This window comes from Pseudomonas aeruginosa (assembly GCF_001457615.1).
Classification (GTDB): Bacteria; Pseudomonadota; Gammaproteobacteria; order Pseudomonadales; family Pseudomonadaceae; genus Pseudomonas; species Pseudomonas aeruginosa.
In genome coordinates this window covers 266,630-282,108 of sequence record NZ_LN831024.1, presented here as the reverse complement: position 1 = coordinate 282,108, position 15,479 = coordinate 266,630, and the positions used below count along the sequence as shown (strand labels likewise).

The 15,479-nt window shown below is 67.3% G+C and carries 15 protein-coding genes; 12 read left to right on the top strand and 3 right to left on the bottom strand.

From position 1 onward, the window contains the following. Positions 1-618: 618 nt before the first annotated feature. The 8 genes from AT700_RS01270 to AT700_RS01235 all read left to right on the top strand — a co-directional run bounded on the left by AT700_RS01270 (position 619) and on the right by AT700_RS01235 (position 6,940). Positions 619-1,551 (top strand): hypothetical protein, encoded by a 933-nt coding sequence (locus tag AT700_RS01270; protein ID WP_003106171.1) that lies wholly within the window; start codon positions 619-621, stop codon positions 1,549-1,551. Between the two features lie 163 nt (positions 1,552-1,714). Beyond that, the gene (locus AT700_RS01265; protein ID WP_003106170.1) at positions 1,715-2,401 is read left to right on the top strand and encodes a YoaK family protein; all 687 of its coding nucleotides are present in this window, start codon (positions 1,715-1,717) and stop codon (positions 2,399-2,401) included. A gap of 133 nt (positions 2,402-2,534) precedes the next feature. Further along, positions 2,535-4,025, top strand: a complete 1,491-nt coding sequence (gene hudA / locus AT700_RS01260) for a UbiD family decarboxylase HudA (protein ID WP_023086787.1) — start codon at positions 2,535-2,537, stop codon at positions 4,023-4,025. 40 nt (positions 4,026-4,065) lie between these two features. Next, positions 4,066-4,542: a MarR family winged helix-turn-helix transcriptional regulator gene (locus tag AT700_RS01255; RefSeq protein WP_003121665.1), complete on the top strand. Its 477-nt coding sequence runs from the start codon at positions 4,066-4,068 to the stop codon at positions 4,540-4,542. Positions 4,543-4,633: 91 nt separating this feature from the next. Beyond that, on the top strand, positions 4,634-4,921 hold the full coding sequence (locus AT700_RS01250) for a hypothetical protein (protein WP_003123838.1): 288 nt from the start codon (positions 4,634-4,636) through the stop codon (positions 4,919-4,921). A gap of 264 nt (positions 4,922-5,185) precedes the next feature. Continuing rightward, positions 5,186-5,827: a suppressor of fused domain protein gene (locus tag AT700_RS01245; protein WP_003118118.1), complete on the top strand. Its 642-nt coding sequence runs from the start codon at positions 5,186-5,188 to the stop codon at positions 5,825-5,827. Between the two features lie 154 nt (positions 5,828-5,981). Further along, positions 5,982-6,416 carry a CBS domain-containing protein gene (locus tag AT700_RS01240; RefSeq protein WP_003112686.1) on the top strand — a complete coding sequence of 145 codons (435 nt, stop codon included), beginning with the start codon at positions 5,982-5,984 and terminating at the stop codon, positions 6,414-6,416. 77 nt (positions 6,417-6,493) lie between these two features. Continuing rightward, a complete protein-coding gene (locus AT700_RS01235; protein WP_023090236.1) occupies positions 6,494-6,940 on the top strand; it encodes a GNAT family N-acetyltransferase in 447 nt (148 codons plus the stop codon). Here AT700_RS01235 and AT700_RS01230 read toward each other — a convergent pair. After that, the gene (locus AT700_RS01230) at positions 6,937-7,803 is read right to left on the bottom strand and encodes a helix-turn-helix domain-containing protein (protein WP_003123837.1); all 867 of its coding nucleotides are present in this window, start codon (positions 7,801-7,803) and stop codon (positions 6,937-6,939) included. The genes AT700_RS01235 and AT700_RS01230 overlap by 4 nt on opposite strands. Before the next feature lie 177 nt (positions 7,804-7,980). On the opposite strand from AT700_RS01230, the gene pobA reads away from it, so the two are divergent. The 4 genes from pobA to AT700_RS01210 all read left to right on the top strand — a co-directional run bounded on the left by pobA (position 7,981) and on the right by AT700_RS01210 (position 12,259). Further along, positions 7,981-9,165 (top strand): 4-hydroxybenzoate 3-monooxygenase, encoded by a 1,185-nt coding sequence (gene pobA, locus AT700_RS01225; RefSeq protein WP_003118117.1) that lies wholly within the window; start codon positions 7,981-7,983, stop codon positions 9,163-9,165. Between the two features lie 174 nt (positions 9,166-9,339). Beyond that, positions 9,340-10,845 (top strand): MDR family MFS transporter, encoded by a 1,506-nt coding sequence (locus AT700_RS01220; protein ID WP_023085725.1) that lies wholly within the window; start codon positions 9,340-9,342, stop codon positions 10,843-10,845. A gap of 116 nt (positions 10,846-10,961) precedes the next feature. After that, entirely contained in the window at positions 10,962-11,408 is a 447-nt protein-coding gene (gene aroQ / locus AT700_RS01215) for a type II 3-dehydroquinate dehydratase (RefSeq protein WP_003106162.1), read from the top strand. Further along, positions 11,405-12,259 carry a shikimate dehydrogenase gene (locus AT700_RS01210; protein WP_004346798.1) on the top strand — a complete coding sequence of 285 codons (855 nt, stop codon included), beginning with the start codon at positions 11,405-11,407 and terminating at the stop codon, positions 12,257-12,259. The genes aroQ and AT700_RS01210 overlap by 4 nt, the downstream gene beginning before the upstream one ends. A gap of 39 nt (positions 12,260-12,298) precedes the next feature. Here AT700_RS01210 and AT700_RS01205 read toward each other — a convergent pair whose 3' ends face one another. Together AT700_RS01205 and quiC are read right to left on the bottom strand one after the other, a co-directional pair. Then, complete coding sequence (locus AT700_RS01205) at positions 12,299-12,967, bottom strand: TetR/AcrR family transcriptional regulator (protein WP_003101858.1); 669 nt, start codon at positions 12,965-12,967, stop codon at positions 12,299-12,301. Between the two features lie 92 nt (positions 12,968-13,059). Continuing rightward, the gene (gene quiC / locus AT700_RS01200) at positions 13,060-14,964 is read right to left on the bottom strand and encodes a 3-dehydroshikimate dehydratase QuiC (protein ID WP_048520703.1); all 1,905 of its coding nucleotides are present in this window, start codon (positions 14,962-14,964) and stop codon (positions 13,060-13,062) included. Positions 14,965-15,479: the final 515 nt, after the last annotated feature.

Genomic DNA, 15,479 nt, shown 5'->3' with positions numbered 1-15,479 from the left:
CCAATAACACCGAAAAAAAGGGGATATCAGTTAGCCCCCTCTCCCCCGCGTTGGTAAGCCTTCAGCGGCGAGAAACTCCGCCCCGGCTCCGTGTCGATCCGCTGCCGATCTAACCCAGCCTCCACTTTCCTGGGTCCTTCCGATGGCCCCCACCCTATACGGGTACGCAGACTCGCGTTTTCCCTCTAACTGTGGTTTTTGCAGGGTTGTCTGTCTTTGATACCTACCCCTATCGGGTAGCTCAAGAAATGATCAAATCCCTTCCAGTAACCGGCAGCTTGTATGCCATCCTGTATGCCAACGTTTTCTGTAAATTAAAAATATAAATAAATTCAATTAGTTACAGAACGGGTTAGAGGCCCGCCGGGTTCCAGAAGCCCGCCTTGTGCGGGCTTTTTGCTTTCAGACCTGCCTCGCCGCCACCCGCTCCGCCGAGCAGCGCCTGTCCCTCGCCACAGAGACCAGAGCAACCGATCCTGTCCGGCCGGGAATGGCACTCAAGGCCGGGGCCAGATGAAGGGTCGATCGGCGGATAGTTCCTCGGGGCTGGCCGTTTCACGTCTATAGTTCTGCATGCTCGGATGCCGTTCCTACCAGGACTCCCACAGGAGCAACAGGATGCGCTCATGGCATGGCGTAGTCACGAAAATCGCCAAGCAAGGCAAGGGCGCCGTGGTCAAGAATCGACTCGGCCCGGAAGAGCTTCTGGTGCCCTTCACAGTGAGTACGCTCGTCGAGGTCGACCTGGACGCAAGGATCTACGGAACGGATGTGGACGACACGCCCTGGGCGGAGGGCGACGAACGAAAGGAGGTGCTGGTCGGTACCGAAGTAGAACTGCTGACCGATACGGATACCTTTCCTACCCATGCGTCCCAGGTGCTCAGCGCCAATTTCCGTTTCGCCCTCGACATCGTCAAGGGAGGGCTCAGCGGCCCGGTCAGGAAAGGGGCGGTCCTGGTCATCTACCACGACTTCCAGCAGGAGATCCGGAGAGGCGACTCCGGCAGCGCCTTCGCGGAGGCGGTCGTCGCCTATGCGCGGAACAAGCTCTACAAGCCGGCCTTCGCGATCAAGGCAGATACCAACTACGCCCAGTTGGTTCGGGATCTAGGCAAGGTTGCCGCGGAGAGCGGCGAACAGTACTTCATCGATACGATCCTCATCGCCACCCACGGCACGGCTGGCCAACTCTGGCTGGGCAACCCCCACGGCGAGAGCACCGCGGACGTCATGGCCCGGCGTGTCCAGGGCAAGCAGTTCGTCGAGCCCCAGGCCTTTGGTGCGACCCTTCTCGAACTGTTCGGCAAGGAACTGGCCATCGCCCTCTACGGGTGCGACTTCGCCGGGGACGAGGACGGAGAAGCGGCGGCCCTCGAGCTGCGCATCGCCGCCAACGCGAGAGCGGTCTACGCCGGCAAGGGCACGGTGTATCTCAATGCCAGCAAAGAGGGTCGTTCCACGGTGACCTGCAGCAAGGCGATGGTGGTCTACCGGACCGACAAGATCGAGGTACTGGGTGGAAACCAGGTACCGGTATTCGATATCTGAGGCCCCGCCCCGCACTGTCATTGCCGATTGCCCAGGATCTTCGGCCCCAGACGCTCCGCCTCGCCCCTGGCCTTTTCCCTGGGGAGAGCCTTAAGATCGGGAGTCCGCACTGGGGCGGACCTTCTCTTCCTGCGGGTGGTTTCTCCGGATGCTTCCAGACAGCATGGTGGGTAGCAGCGCGCGGCGCCTTCGTTTGCGGCGGACGCGCGGGCGTGTCGGGCTCGGCCTGGTGGCCGGGCTGTCGGTACTGGCAGGCATGACCGACGCCATCGGTTTCCTTGCCACCGGCGACTTCGTTTCCTTCATGAGCGGCAACACCACGCGCCTGGCGGTATCGCTGGGCGAGGGCGACTTCGGCGGGCTGGTGCGGCTGAGCGTCGCCCTGGCCAGTTTCGTCGTCGGCAACGCGCTGGGAGTGATACTGGCGCGCTTCAGCGGGCGCCGGGCGGCGCCGATCCTGGTCTGCTGCGCGATGCTGCTGGCGTTGTCGGCGGTCTGGCCATTCGACTGGAACGTGCCGGCGCTGGTCGCCGCGATCCTCGCCATGGGCATGCTCAACGCCGTGGTCGAGCAGGTCAACGGCCTGCCCATCGGCCTGACCTACGTCACCGGCGCCCTCTCCCGCTTCGGCCGCGGCCTCGGCCGCTGGCTGCTGGGCGAGCGGCGCAACGGCTGGCGGGTGCAACTGGTGCCCTGGAGCGGCATGTGCGTCGGCGCGGTGCTCGGCGCCCTACTGGAACAGCAACTGGGCCTCGCGGCGATGGCGGCGAGCGCAGCGCTGGCGGCTCTTCTCGCGTTGCTGGCACTGGTGATTCCGCGGCCATGGCAGATGGACTATATGGTGCGTTGAGCGGCCACTGCGGGGTTTGCCGCGTGCCACGACGGCCCGACGAATCCCCGGAACGGAGCGCAGCACTTCTTGACCTCGCCTGGAACCATTCAATAGGATGCGTGCACACGCACTTATATGGAGTGGCGAGCCGATGAACCGCAGCGCCCTGGATTTCCGCCACTTCGTCGACCACCTGCGTCGCCAGGGTGACCTGGTGGACGTGCACACCGAGGTCGACGCCAACCTGGAGATCGGCGCCATCACCCGCCGGGTCTACGAACGCCGCGCACCCGCCCCGCTGTTCCACAACATCCGCGACAGCCTGCCCGGCGCGCGGGTACTGGGCGCGCCGGCCGGCCTGCGCGCCGACAGGGCCCGCGCCCATTCGCGCCTGGCGCTGCATTTCGGCCTGCCGGAACACAGCGGGCCGCGGGACATCGTGGCCATGCTGCGCGCCGCGATGCGCGCGGAACCGATCGCGCCGCGCCGGCTGGAGCGCGGGCCGGTGCAGGAAAACGTCTGGCTCGGCGAGCAGGTGGACCTGACCCGCTTCCCGGTTCCCTTGCTCCATGAGCAGGACGGCGGGCGCTATTTCGGCACCTACGGTTTCCACGTGGTACAGACGCCGGACGGCAGTTGGGACAGTTGGTCGGTGGGCCGGCTGATGCTGGTGGACCGCAACACCCTGGCGGGTCCGACCATTCCCACTCAGCACATCGGCATCATCCGCGAGCAGTGGCGCCGCCAGGGCAAGCCAACGCCCTGGGCGATGGCCCTCGGCGCACCGCCAGCGGCACTCGCGGCGGCCGGCATGCCGTTGCCGGAGGGGGTCAGCGAAGCCGGCTACGTGGGCGCCCTGGTCGGCGAGCCGGTGGAGGTGGTGCGCACGCAGACCAACGGCCTGTGGGTTCCGGCCAATGCCGAGATCGTCCTGGAGGGCGAGATCAGCCTCGACGAAACCGCGCTGGAAGGCCCGATGGGCGAATACCACGGCTATTCCTTCCCCACCGGCAAGCCGCAGCCGCTGTTCCACGTCCATGCGCTGAGCTTCCGCGACCAGCCGATCCTGCCGATCTGCGTCGCCGGCACGCCACCGGAGGAAAACCACACCATCTGGGGCACCATGATTTCCGCGCAACTGCTGGACGTGGCGCAGAACGCCGGACTGCCGGTGGACATGGTCTGGTGCTCCTACGAGGCGGCGACCTGCTGGGCCGTGCTGTCGATCGACGTGCAGCGCCTGGCGGCCCTGGGCACCGACGCCGCGGCCTTCGCCGCACGGGTCGCCGAGACCGTCTTCGGCTCGCATGCCGGGCACCTGGTGCCGAAGCTGATCCTGGTCGGCAACGACATCGACGTCACCGAGATCGACCAGGTGGTATGGGCGCTGGCGACCCGCGCGCATCCGCTGCACGACCATTTCGCCTTCCCGCAGATCCGTGACTTCCCGATGGTTCCCTACCTCGATGCCGAGGACAAGGCACGAGGCAGCGGCGGTCGGCTGGTGATCAACTGCCTGTACCCGGAACAGTTCGCCGGGCAAATGCGTGCCGCTACGGCGTCGTTCCGCCACGCCTATCCGACGGCGCTGCGCAGGCGAGTCGAAGAACGCTGGAGCGACTACGGATTCGCCGACGCCTGAGCGCTACAATCCCCGCCCTGGCGAAAGAGGATCGAGGAAGGTGACCGGGCCAATGACCGAGACGAACGCACTGGGGCTGCCCCAAGGCCCGCTGTACCTGATGACGGAGATCGTCCGCCAGCGCGAACGGCAACTCACCGCCCTGCTTGCCCCTCTCGAACTGGGGCTGCATGAATGGCGTGCGTTGCGGATCATCCACGCCTTCGACGGTGACGTGCCGATGAGCGTGCTCATCGAGCACTCGCAGACCGACCGCACCGCGCTGGGCCGGACCATCGAACGGCTGGTGCGGCGCGGCTGGGTCAGCCGCCTGCCGGACCCGGACGACGGTCGCGCCGTGCTGGTGCGCCGCAGCCCCGCGGCACAGGCGGTGTTCGAGCAGGCCCTGGCACAGGTCGCAGGGCTCGACGAAAGGCTGCTGGCGGGTCTCGGCTCCGGCCCGGAAGAAGAGGCGCTGACCCTCGTCCTGGGCAAGTTGCTGCGGGCCTTCGACGGGCTTTCCCGCGTGAGGCAATAGCCTTTCGAGGGCATCTCCGGGTTTGCGAAGCAACTCTCATCCCGGTCATGGACTGTCCATCCGGCCCCCTATTTGCTGGCCGATTGATAGCATGGGCGGCCTTCGCAAGCCCATTCGACCTGCAATGCCACGACACCCGCACACCACCCTGCTCCTCTGCCTTTGCCTGACCCTGCCCGGTTGCGAGAGCGGCCGCAGCTACAGCCTTTCCGAAGGCGCGCCTGTCACAGGCATCCGCATCCAGCGCGACGACCGCTCGCCGTTGCAGCGCCTGCGGGACTGCGAACGCCAGGGTTGCAGCGAGCGGCAGAAGATCGACCCGTTCACCCCCGATCCTGACTACCTGCGCGCGGAAGGCCACTTCCCGCTGCCCTGGTAAGCTTCCCTCTTCGCCCGTTCCCGACGGGCTTTTTTCCGTTCCCGACAGATACCCTCAGCTGCCCTCAGCGCTTTCCTACGCACCAAGAAGGAAAGCCTCTCGCCTCTCTCGGAACGAGCCGATTTCTCGGCAGTCGCCGTTCGCATTCCATTGGTCACCCAACGGCAACCAGGATCAGCCATCACTGGTCTGCCCTCGCATGGAAACGGCCGCGCCCCCGGCGCCCCATGTCCGGCCCCACCCGCTAAGTCCAGAGGACCGAAGATGAACGACTACATCGCCCGGCTGCGCGAGAAATACGACGCCCATTTCGGTTGTGCGCCCGCCATGACCCTGGATTGCCGGGACTTCTGGAGACACTGCGTAGCGGCGCCGGAAATGGCGGTCTTCGCTTATCGCCTGGAAAGCACCCGGCGGCCGCACCATGTGGTGATCACCGCCGGGATGAGCCAGGCACCGATGCATTTCGCGCCCTACATGGGCAAGGCGCGCTGGTCCGCCGAGCTGATCTGCTATCTCGACGAACTGGGCGGCGATGACCTGCGCCACCTGCAATGGCTCGCCGGCCTGCCATTCCACGAGCGCCTCGCCCTGGGACATGGACATGCGGTGGCGTTCGGCTTCCCGCTCTACGAGCAGAGCCTGCTGCGGCACTTCCTTCTCCTCCCGGCGCCGCTGGAGGAGGATGCCTCCCTGTTCGACGGCTTCGCCCTGTCGGCGCATCCGGTCGACCTGCTGTGGGTCGTGCCGTTGACCGAGCAGGAATACCAGGTGAACGTCAAGGAACACCTCGAGGGCATCGCCAGGCTGCTGACCGACGCCGGCCACCCGCTCAGCCTCGACCGGCACCGCCATTGCTACGTCACCGGCCAGTCGCCGGAAGGGCTCGCACGGGTGCTGCACTAGCCCCGCAGGGAAAGACTAATAGCGCGGGCCCTACCTTCGTCGGGAAAGCGATGATGACGTTTTTCAATCGGTTCGATGCCGTTTTCCCCGCTTGCCGATCCGCTCGCCGTCTACGATTCTTGCTGGACGTGAGAACGGCTCCGGAGGGGCGCGTATGAAAACCGTGGCACAACTGTTGAACGCCAAGCAGAACCAGCAGGTGTACACCATCGGAGCGGACGAGATGGTGCTCGACGCCCTGCGCCTGATGGCGGAAAAGAACATCGGCGCGCTGCTGGTGGTGAACCATGGCGAGGTGGTAGGGGTGGTCAGCGAGCGCGACTATGCGCGCAAGATGGTCCTCAAGGGCCGTTCGTCCATCGGTACGCCGATCAGCGCGATCATGAGCGCGCCGGTGGTCAGCGTGGACTCGAAGCAGAGCGTCGACACCTGCATGAACCTGATGACCGATCGCCACCTGCGCCACCTGCCGGTCGTGGAAGACGGCCAGTTGCTCGGCCTGCTGTCCATCGGCGACCTGGTCAAGGCGGCGATCGCCGAGCAGGCCGAGCTGATCCAGCAACTGGAACAGTACATCCGCGGCGACTGAAGCGTACATGCCGGACCTACCCTTTTCCCGCCGGCTCACGCGATAATCCGCGGCTGTTCCCGTTGCGAGCCGCCGCCATGTCCTCTCCGCTGAAAATCCGCCGCTACATTCCCGCCGACCGCGATGCCACCCTGGCCATCTGGCTGGAGGCCTCGCGCGTCGGCCACGGTTTCCTCGGCGAAGCCGAGTTGCAGAAGCAGAAGGCACTGGTTCGCGATCATTATCTGGATGCCTCGGAAACCTGGCTGGCGCTGGACGGCGATACGCCGCTGGGCTTCATCGGCCTGCTCGATGCCTTCATCGGCGGCCTGTTCGTCGCCCCGACGGCCCACGGGCGCGGGATCGGCCGGCAACTGGTGGAGCACGCGGCAACCCTGAAGGGCGCGCTGGAAGTCGAGGTCTACGCCGCCAACCGCGAGGCGCTGGGGTTCTACGCGCGCTGCGGCTTCGTCGAGAGCGGCCGACGCCCGCGTGATGACGAGGGACGCGCGCTGGAGATCGTCCAGTTGCGCCGCGAACACTAGTCGCCCTTGCGGAAAGCGCTCGGCGAGACGCCGCTCAGGCGCTTGAAGAAACGGGTGAAGTAGGCCGGCTCGCTGAAGCCGAGGCGGTCGGCGATCTCGTTCACCGTCATCGCCGTGTAGACCAGGTCGCGCTTGGCCTCCAGCAGCAGGCGCTGGTGCACGATGCCCAGTGCGGTCTGCCCGCTGAGGCGGCGCGCCACGCTGTTCAGGTGTGCCGGGGAGATGCCCAGGCGACGCGCGTACTCGTCGATTCCCAGGTGCTCGCGGAAATGCCGCTCGACCAGTTGCGAAAAGGCCGATAGGTATTCCTGACCACGACCCGGCCGTGCCTCCGCCCGCCGGACCATCACCTGCCGCCCCAGCCATACCGCCAGCACGCCGATCAGCGACTGCAACAACAGCTCGCGCGCTGGCGCTGCGCCAGCATACTCACCGTCTATGGCGTCGAACAGCGTGTCGATATAGCGCCGGTCCGCGCCCACCGGGTACAACCCCGGCGCCTCCAGCGCCTGGCGCTGCGCGCCGAGGTGCGCCTGCAAGCGCGCCAGCAACGGTGCGGCGAGCGTCAGCACGTAGCCGTCGATGCGCTCGGAGAACTGGAAGCCATGGATGCACAACGGCGGTACGAACTGGATGGAAGGCTGCTCGACGCGAGTCGGCTCGCCCTCGACCTGGAGCTGCGCCCAGCCCTTGCGCACGTAGAGCAACTGAGCGAGATCGGCGTGCCGGTGCGGCTTGATCTCCCAGTCGTGCAGACGACTGCGGGCGGGGATCGACTCGCAGTGCAGCAGGTCCGGGGTCGGCCATTCGAGGGGAGCGCCGTAGAGCTTGAACACCGGGACGTCGCGGATGGAATCCGTCATCGAGCCCTCCGAGCGAAATGGCCGATTGCCGAACAGACTTTATAAAAGTCCAGAAATAGATCGGCAATTTGCCTTCTATAGCACTCCACGGCAAACAAAAATACAGCCACCTCCAGACAAGATCAGCGCCGGCGCATGCGCCGCCGGCCAGCCATAACAGCGAGAGGGCTATCCGCAATGAAGACTCAAGTCGCCATCATCGGCGCCGGTCCGTCCGGCCTCCTGCTCGGCCAGTTGCTGCACAAGGCCGGCATCGACAACGTGATCCTCGAACGCCAGACCCCGGACTACGTGCTCGGCCGCATCCGCGCCGGCGTGCTGGAACAGGGTATGGTCGACCTGCTGCGCGAGGCCGGCGTCGACCGGCGCATGGCGCGCGACGGGCTGGTCCACGAAGGCGTGGAGATCGCCTTCGCCGGGCAGCGCCGGCGCATCGACCTGAAGCGCCTGAGCGGCGGCAAGACGGTGATGGTCTACGGCCAGACCGAGGTCACCCGCGACCTCATGGAGGCCCGCGAAGCCTGCGGCGCCACTACCGTCTACCAGGCCGCCGAGGTGCGCCTGCACGACCTGCAAGGTGAGCGCCCCTACGTGACCTTCGAACGCGACGGCGAACGGCTGCGCCTGGATTGCGACTACATCGCCGGCTGCGATGGCTTCCACGGCATCTCGCGGCAATCGATCCCGGCGGAACGGCTGAAGGTCTTCGAGCGGGTCTATCCGTTCGGCTGGCTCGGCCTGCTCGCCGACACCCCGCCGGTCAGCCACGAACTGATCTACGCCAACCATCCGCGCGGCTTCGCCCTGTGCAGCCAGCGTTCGGCGACCCGCAGCCGCTACTACGTACAGGTGCCATTGACAGAGAAGGTCGAGGACTGGTCCGACGAGCGCTTCTGGACGGAACTGAAAGCGCGCCTCCCGGCCGAGGTGGCGGAGAAACTGGTGACCGGTCCTTCGCTGGAGAAGAGCATCGCGCCGCTGCGCAGCTTCGTGGTCGAGCCGATGCAGCATGGCCGGCTGTTCCTCGCCGGCGACGCCGCGCACATCGTGCCGCCCACCGGCGCCAAGGGACTGAACCTGGCGGCCAGCGACGTCAGCACGCTCTACCGGCTGCTGCTGAAGGCCTACCGCGAAGGGCGCGGCGAACTGCTGGAACGCTACTCGGCAATCTGCCTGCGGCGGATCTGGAAGGCCGAACGCTTCTCCTGGTGGATGACTTCGGTGCTGCATCGCTTCCCCGACACCGACGCGTTCAGCCAGCGCATCCAGCAGACCGAACTGGAGTACTACCTGGGCTCCGAGGCGGGCCTGGCGACCATAGCCGAGAACTATGTCGGCCTGCCCTACGAGGAAATCGAGTAGGCCGCGCCACCCCGGCGCAACGCCGGGGCACCTTTCCCAAGGCGGGACGCAACGTTGGCGCAGGCGGATATCGACGAAAGACGGCCCACGGATCGATTCTCCCCGGCACCTGTCCTACCCCAGGCGCAGTATGATGCCCGCTGCCTTCGCGTTCCGTCCGCCCCAGGTGCCGTCTTGTCCGATCTCGCCCAGAACCCGCCCGCCGTCCGTACCGTCCTCGCCGGCCTGATGCTGTCGATCTTCCTCAGCGCCCTCGACCAGACCATCGTCGCCGTCTCCCTGCCGGCGATCTCGGCCGACTACGCCGACCTCGACCTGCTGGCCTGGGTGATCTCGGCCTACATGGTGGCGATGACCGTATCGATGCCGATCTACGGCAAGCTCGGCGACCTCTACGGCCGCCGCCGTCTGATGCTCTTCGCCATCGTCGTGTTCACCGCCGCCTCGCTGCTTTGCGGGCTCGCGCAGAGCATGGGCCAACTGGTGCTGGCGCGAGTGCTGCAGGGGATCGGCGCGGGCGGGCTGATGGCGGTGAGCCAGGCGATCATCGGCGACATCGTCCCGCCGCGCGAGCGCGGCCGCTACCAGGGTTACTTCAGCAGCATGTACGCCATCGCCAGCGTCGCCGGCCCGGTGCTCGGGGGCCTGCTCACCGAGTACCTGTCGTGGCGCTGGGTATTCTGGATCAACCTGCCGATCGGCCTTCTCGCGCTGGCCATCTCGCGGCGAACCCTGGTCGGCCTGCCGGTGCCGCGCCGGCAACCGATGATCGACTACCTGGGCATCGTGCTGATGGTGGTGGGCCTCACCGCGCTGCTCCTGGCCATCACCCAGATCGGCCAGGGCGCAGCCTGGAGCGACCCTGCGCTGCTCGGCCTGTTCGCCCTGGCGGCGCTCGCCCTGCTGCTGTTCGTCGCCCAGGAGCGGCGCTTCCGCGAACCGCTGGTGCCGATGCAACTGTTCGCCGTCCGCGCCGCCACCCTCAGTTGGCTGGTTGCGTTCTTCGCCAGCTTCCAGGCCATCTCGCTGACCGTGCTGGTACCGCTGCGCTACCAGAGCGTTACCGGCGCCGGCGCCGACAGCGCCGCGCTGCATCTGCTGCCGCTGGTCATGGGCCTGCCGCTGGGCGCGTACTGCTGCGGGCGGCTGACCGCCAGCCTGGGACGCTACAAGCCGCTGATCCTGCTCGGCGCCGTCCTGTTGCCCTGCGGCATCGCCGGCCTGGCCCTGGTCCCGGTCGGCGACCACTGGCTGTCCGGGCTGTGCATGCTGCTCACCGGGATCGCCATCGGTACCCAGTTCCCGACCAGCCTGGTGGCCGCGCAGAACGCCGTGGAGCAACGCCACATCGGCGTCGCCACCAGCAACGCGACGTTGTTCCGCTCCCTCGGCGGGGCGGTCGGGGTGGCGCTGATGTCGGCGATCCTGCTGGCCCTGCTCAAGCACCTGCGGATCGGCGGCGGGCTCGACCAGGGCTTTTCCGAGAGCGCCCTGCTGAGCAGCCTGGACGCCGCCAGCGGGCCGGCCCGGGTGATCCTCCAGCATGTCCTCGCGGATGCCTTCAAGGTGCTCTTCCTGGTCAACGCGGCGGTGGCGCTGCTCGGCCTGGCGGTGGCCTCGGCACTGCCCGACATGACCCTGCGCGGCCGCGGCGCGACGCAACCGACGGCAGGCGAGTGAGCGGACGCCGATAATCGAACGCTTTCGTCCCGTCGGCGACGGCGTCCGGTTTACAAAAGTAACCGTTCGGTACATTTTTCCGGCATCGATGACATCATTGCTGTGGAGGCTGCGCCATGACGCGCACGGTACTGGTCCTGAACGGCCCCAACCTGAATCTGCTCGGCACCCGCGAGCCACAGACCTACGGCCGGCGGACCCTGGGCGAAATCGCCGACGAATGCGCGGCCTTCGCCGAGACGCGCGGCTTCGCCGTGGACTTCCGCCAGACCAACCAGGAAGGCCAACTGCTCGACTGGATCCACCAGGCCCGCGGCCGGGTCGCCGGCATCGTCATCAACCCCGCCGCCTGGACCCACACCTCGGTGGCGCTGCGCGACGCCCTGGCCGCGGTGGAACTGCCGGTGGTCGAAGTGCACCTGTCCAACGTCCACCAGCGCGAAGCGTTCCGCCACCACTCCTACGTCTCGCCGGTGGCGCTGGGAGTGATCTGCGGATTCGGCAGCCTCGGCTACCGCCTGGCCCTGGAACATTTCGCCGAGCGTTTCGAGGCGGCCGCATGAGCGCGCCGCGATCGGTTCTCGCCGGCCTGATCGGTGCCGGCATCCAGGCGTCGCGGACCCCTGCCCTGCACGAGCGCGAGGGCGACGCCCAGGGCATCCGCTATCTGTACCGGCTGATCGATCTCGACCCGCTGGGCAAGTCGGCGGACGACCTGGAGTTCCTGCTCGCCGCCGCCAGCGACCTCGGCTTCACCGGGCTGAACGTCACCTTCCCCTGCAAGCAGGCGATCATCCCCCTGCTCGACGACCTCTCCGCCGAGGCACGCGGCATCGGCGCGGTGAACACCGTGGTGCTGCGCGATGGCCGGCGCATCGGCCACAACACCGACTGCCTGGGCTTCGCCGAGGGCTTTCGGCGCGGCCTGGCCGGCGCGCCGCGCCAGCGCGTGGTGCAGATGGGCGCGGGCGGCGCCGGCGCGGCAGTGGCCCATGCGCTGCTCGCCGAGGGCGTCGAGCGGCTGGTCCTGTTCGACGTCGACCCGGCGCGGGCCCAGGCCCTCGCGGACAACCTCAACCAGCACTTCGGCGCGCCACGAGCGCTCGCCGGCAGCGACCTGGCCGGCGCCCTGGGCGACGCCCAGGGATTGGTCAACACCACCCCGGTGGGCATGGCCAAGCTACCCGGCATGCCGGTGCCGGCGGAACTGTTGCGCGCCGACCTGTGGGTCGCCGAGGTGATCTACTTTCCGCTGGAAACCGAGCTGCTGCGCCAGGCCCGCGCCCTCGGCTGCCGCACACTGGACGGCGGCACCATGGCGGTGTTCCAGGCGGTGAAGGCATTCGAACTGTTCAGCGGGGTGGCGGCCGACGCCGCGCGCATGCAGGCGCACTTCGCCAGCCTGGGCGACTGAATGGCGCCCCTCTCCCGCCAAGGGGAGAGGGGACCGGAGTCAGGCACGGATGTAGCGCAATACCGCCTCGCCAATCATCCGCCGGTGCCGCTGGCGAACCTCGGCGTCGTGCAGGTCGGTGCGAAAGATCCGCGACACGGTGTAGCGATTGGACACCCGGTAGAAGCAGAACGAACTGATCAGCATGTGCACGTCGAGCGCCTCCAGCCCGGCGCGGAACACCCCTTCCGCTTCGCCGCGGCGGAGAATCTCGGCGATGCTCTGGACGATCGAGCTGTTGACGCTCTGCACCAGTTCGCTGCTGGCGATGTGCTCGCCCTTGTGGATGTTCTCGATGCTGATGATGCGCACGAAATCCACATGCCGGTCGTGGTAGTCGAAGCTGAACTCCACCAGCTTCTCCATCGCCTTGGCCGGCGGCAGCGCGCCCAGCCGCAGGGTGCCCTCGATACCGCGGATGTCGCTGTAGAGCTTCTCCAGCACGGCCTGGTAGAGCTGCTCCTTGCTGCCGAAGTAGTAATAGATCATCCGCTTCGAGGTATGCGTGCGCTCGGCGATGGCGTCCACCCGCGCACCCGAGAGGCCCTGGGCGACGAACTCGTCGATGGCGGCGCGGAGGATGTCCTGGCGGGTCTTCTCGGGATTGTTCTTGCGTCCCTTGCCGCGCGGAGCGGATTCCTCCACGACGGCGGGATCAGGCTTGGACATCGGTGACTCACTCGTGGCCGGCGGGAATTGCGGCCGATTATGCGGGGCCCGCCCGGCTGTAGGAAGAGCACCTGCCGGAGCCCCGACAATTCTCACAGCTTGACCCGGCGCACACCCCGCCGCGCTTGCGCCATCGCCGCCAGGCGCACCGGCACGTTGGCCGCGCCGTAGCCGGCGTAGCCGTGGCGGCGCTGGAGGATCTCGAAGAAGAAGCGCTCCTCGAACGGCTCGGTGAACACATGGAACAGCTCGCCGCCCTGGGCGTCGCGGTCGTAGAGGACGTTGTAGTAGGCCAGTTCGCTGAGGAACTCGTCGTCGAAGTCGAAGCGCGCGGCGAGGTCGTCGTAATAGTTCAGCGGGATTTCCAGCAGTGCGACCCCGGCCTCCTTGGCCTCGGCCACGGCGGCGAAGATGTCGGCGCAATCGAAGGCGATGTGGTGCACGCCGGAACCGCGATAGCTGGACAGCGATCGGGCGATGGCGGTGTTGCGGTCCTCGGAAATGTTCAGCGGCAGGCGCACGCTGCCGCAGGGGCTACGCACGGCACGGCTGGTGACCAGGCCATAGGGGTCGGGCAGCACCACCTCGTCATCGGCGCCGAAGTCGAACAGGCTCTTGTAGAACAGCACCCAGCTGTCCAGGCCTTCGGCGGGCAGCGCCAGGGCCACGTGGTCGACGCGTCGCAGGCCGAGGCCGGAGGTGTCGGCGTCGTTCGTCACGAAGTCGCTGTCGTAGATGCTGCGGCCCTCGGTGTGCCGCTCGACCAGATACAGCAGGCTGCCGTCGAGGGCGCGCACCGCCGGGATTTCCCGCTCGTTGGGGCCGAGCAGTCCGCGGTACGGCTGGCCTCCGTACGCACGAGCGCGCTCCAGCGCCTGGCCGGCGTCACGCACGCGCAGCGCGGTGGCGCACAAGGACGGTCCGTGGGCCTCGAAGAAACCGTGGGCGAAGGAATAGGGCTCGGCGTTCAGTACCAGGTTGATGTCGCCCTGGCGCAACAGGCTGACATTCTTCGAACGGTGCTCGCCGGCCCTGGCGAAGCCCAGTCGCTGCAACCACTGGCCAAGGCGCGCGCCGAGCGTCTCGTCGACGGCGAACTCGAGGAACTCGATGCCGTCGCAGAGGCTCGCCGGCGGCGGCGCGAACAGCTCGTCCACCGCCACGTGCGGCGTCTGGCGTTGCAGGCGCTCGCGGGTCTTCTCCTCGAGGTAGAGCAGCGAGCGCAGGCCGTCGACGGCGTTGGCGCGGGTCGGCGCGGCGCGGAAGCCGTCATTGAAGACCTCCAGCGACAGCGGACCGCGATAGCCGGACGCGACGACCGGCGCGAGGAAGCCTGCCAGGTCGAAGCCGCCCTGACCCGGGAAGCAGCGGAAGTGCCGGCTCCATTCCAGCACGTCCATTGCCAGCAAGGGCGCGTCGGCCACTTGCACGAAGAAGATCTTTTCCCCCGGAAGATCGGCGATGCCGCGCGGATCGCCGTCCAGCGAAAGGGTATGGAAGCTGTCGAGGATCAGCCCGAGGTTAGCCTGGTCGGCCCGCCGCACCAGGTCCCAGGCCTGCTCCCAGGTGTTCACCTGGCGCCCCCAGGCCAGCGCCTCGTAGCCGATGCGCAGGCCGCGGACGGCGGCGCGCTCGGCCAGCAGCCGGAGGTCATCGGCCAGCAGCGCCGGTTCGCCGAGGGCATCGGCAGCGACGTTGCTGCACACCAGCACCAGGTCGGTGCCGAGTTCCTGCATCAGGTCGAACTTGCGTTCGGCGCGCTCCAGGTTTCGCCCCAGGCGTTCCCGGCGGCAGCCCTCGAAGTCGCGGAACGGCTGGAACAGCAGGATCTCCAGGCCCAGGTCGGCACACAGCCGGCGTACGTCGCGCGGGCTGCCGTCGTAATGAAGCAGGTCGTTCTCGAAGATTTCCACCCCGTCGAAACCGGCGGCGGCGATGGCCTCGAGCTTTTCCGGCAGGGTGCCGCTCAGGGATACGGTGGCGATCGAACGCTGCATGCTTCGACTCCTCAATGCGCCCTACGGCGCCTGGCGCCGCGCGAGGGCCGGCGGCGGAACGGCGGAGGCGCGGATAGCCCGCGCGGGATGCGCCGGGAAGCCACTTCGGGTCGCTGAGACCGCTCGCCCGGCAAGCCGATTATTGGTTTGCGCCAACTGCCGGGCAACGCAAAATGTACGAACTGGTTAGTATTCCGTTCGAATATCGAACGGAAGCACGATTATCGAATTGACGCTTTTTCGACCAATCGCGCACCATCGCTGCCACCCGTGCAGGCCGTCCCGATCTGCCGGAAGCGCTCCGCGCTTCTTTCCGGGCACCTGCGCAACCCACGCGACATAACAATTTCAAGAATCGGGTACCCGCTCATGTCCATCGCCGACCTCTCCGTCCGCCCTCCATCCCGTCCGCTGGCCGCTCGTCCGGCCCGACCGCCCCTGGCCCGCTGACACCGGCGCGGCCCCTGGCCCGCCCGCGTGCAACCCAGAACGACAAATCCAGGCCGGGCGCCCAG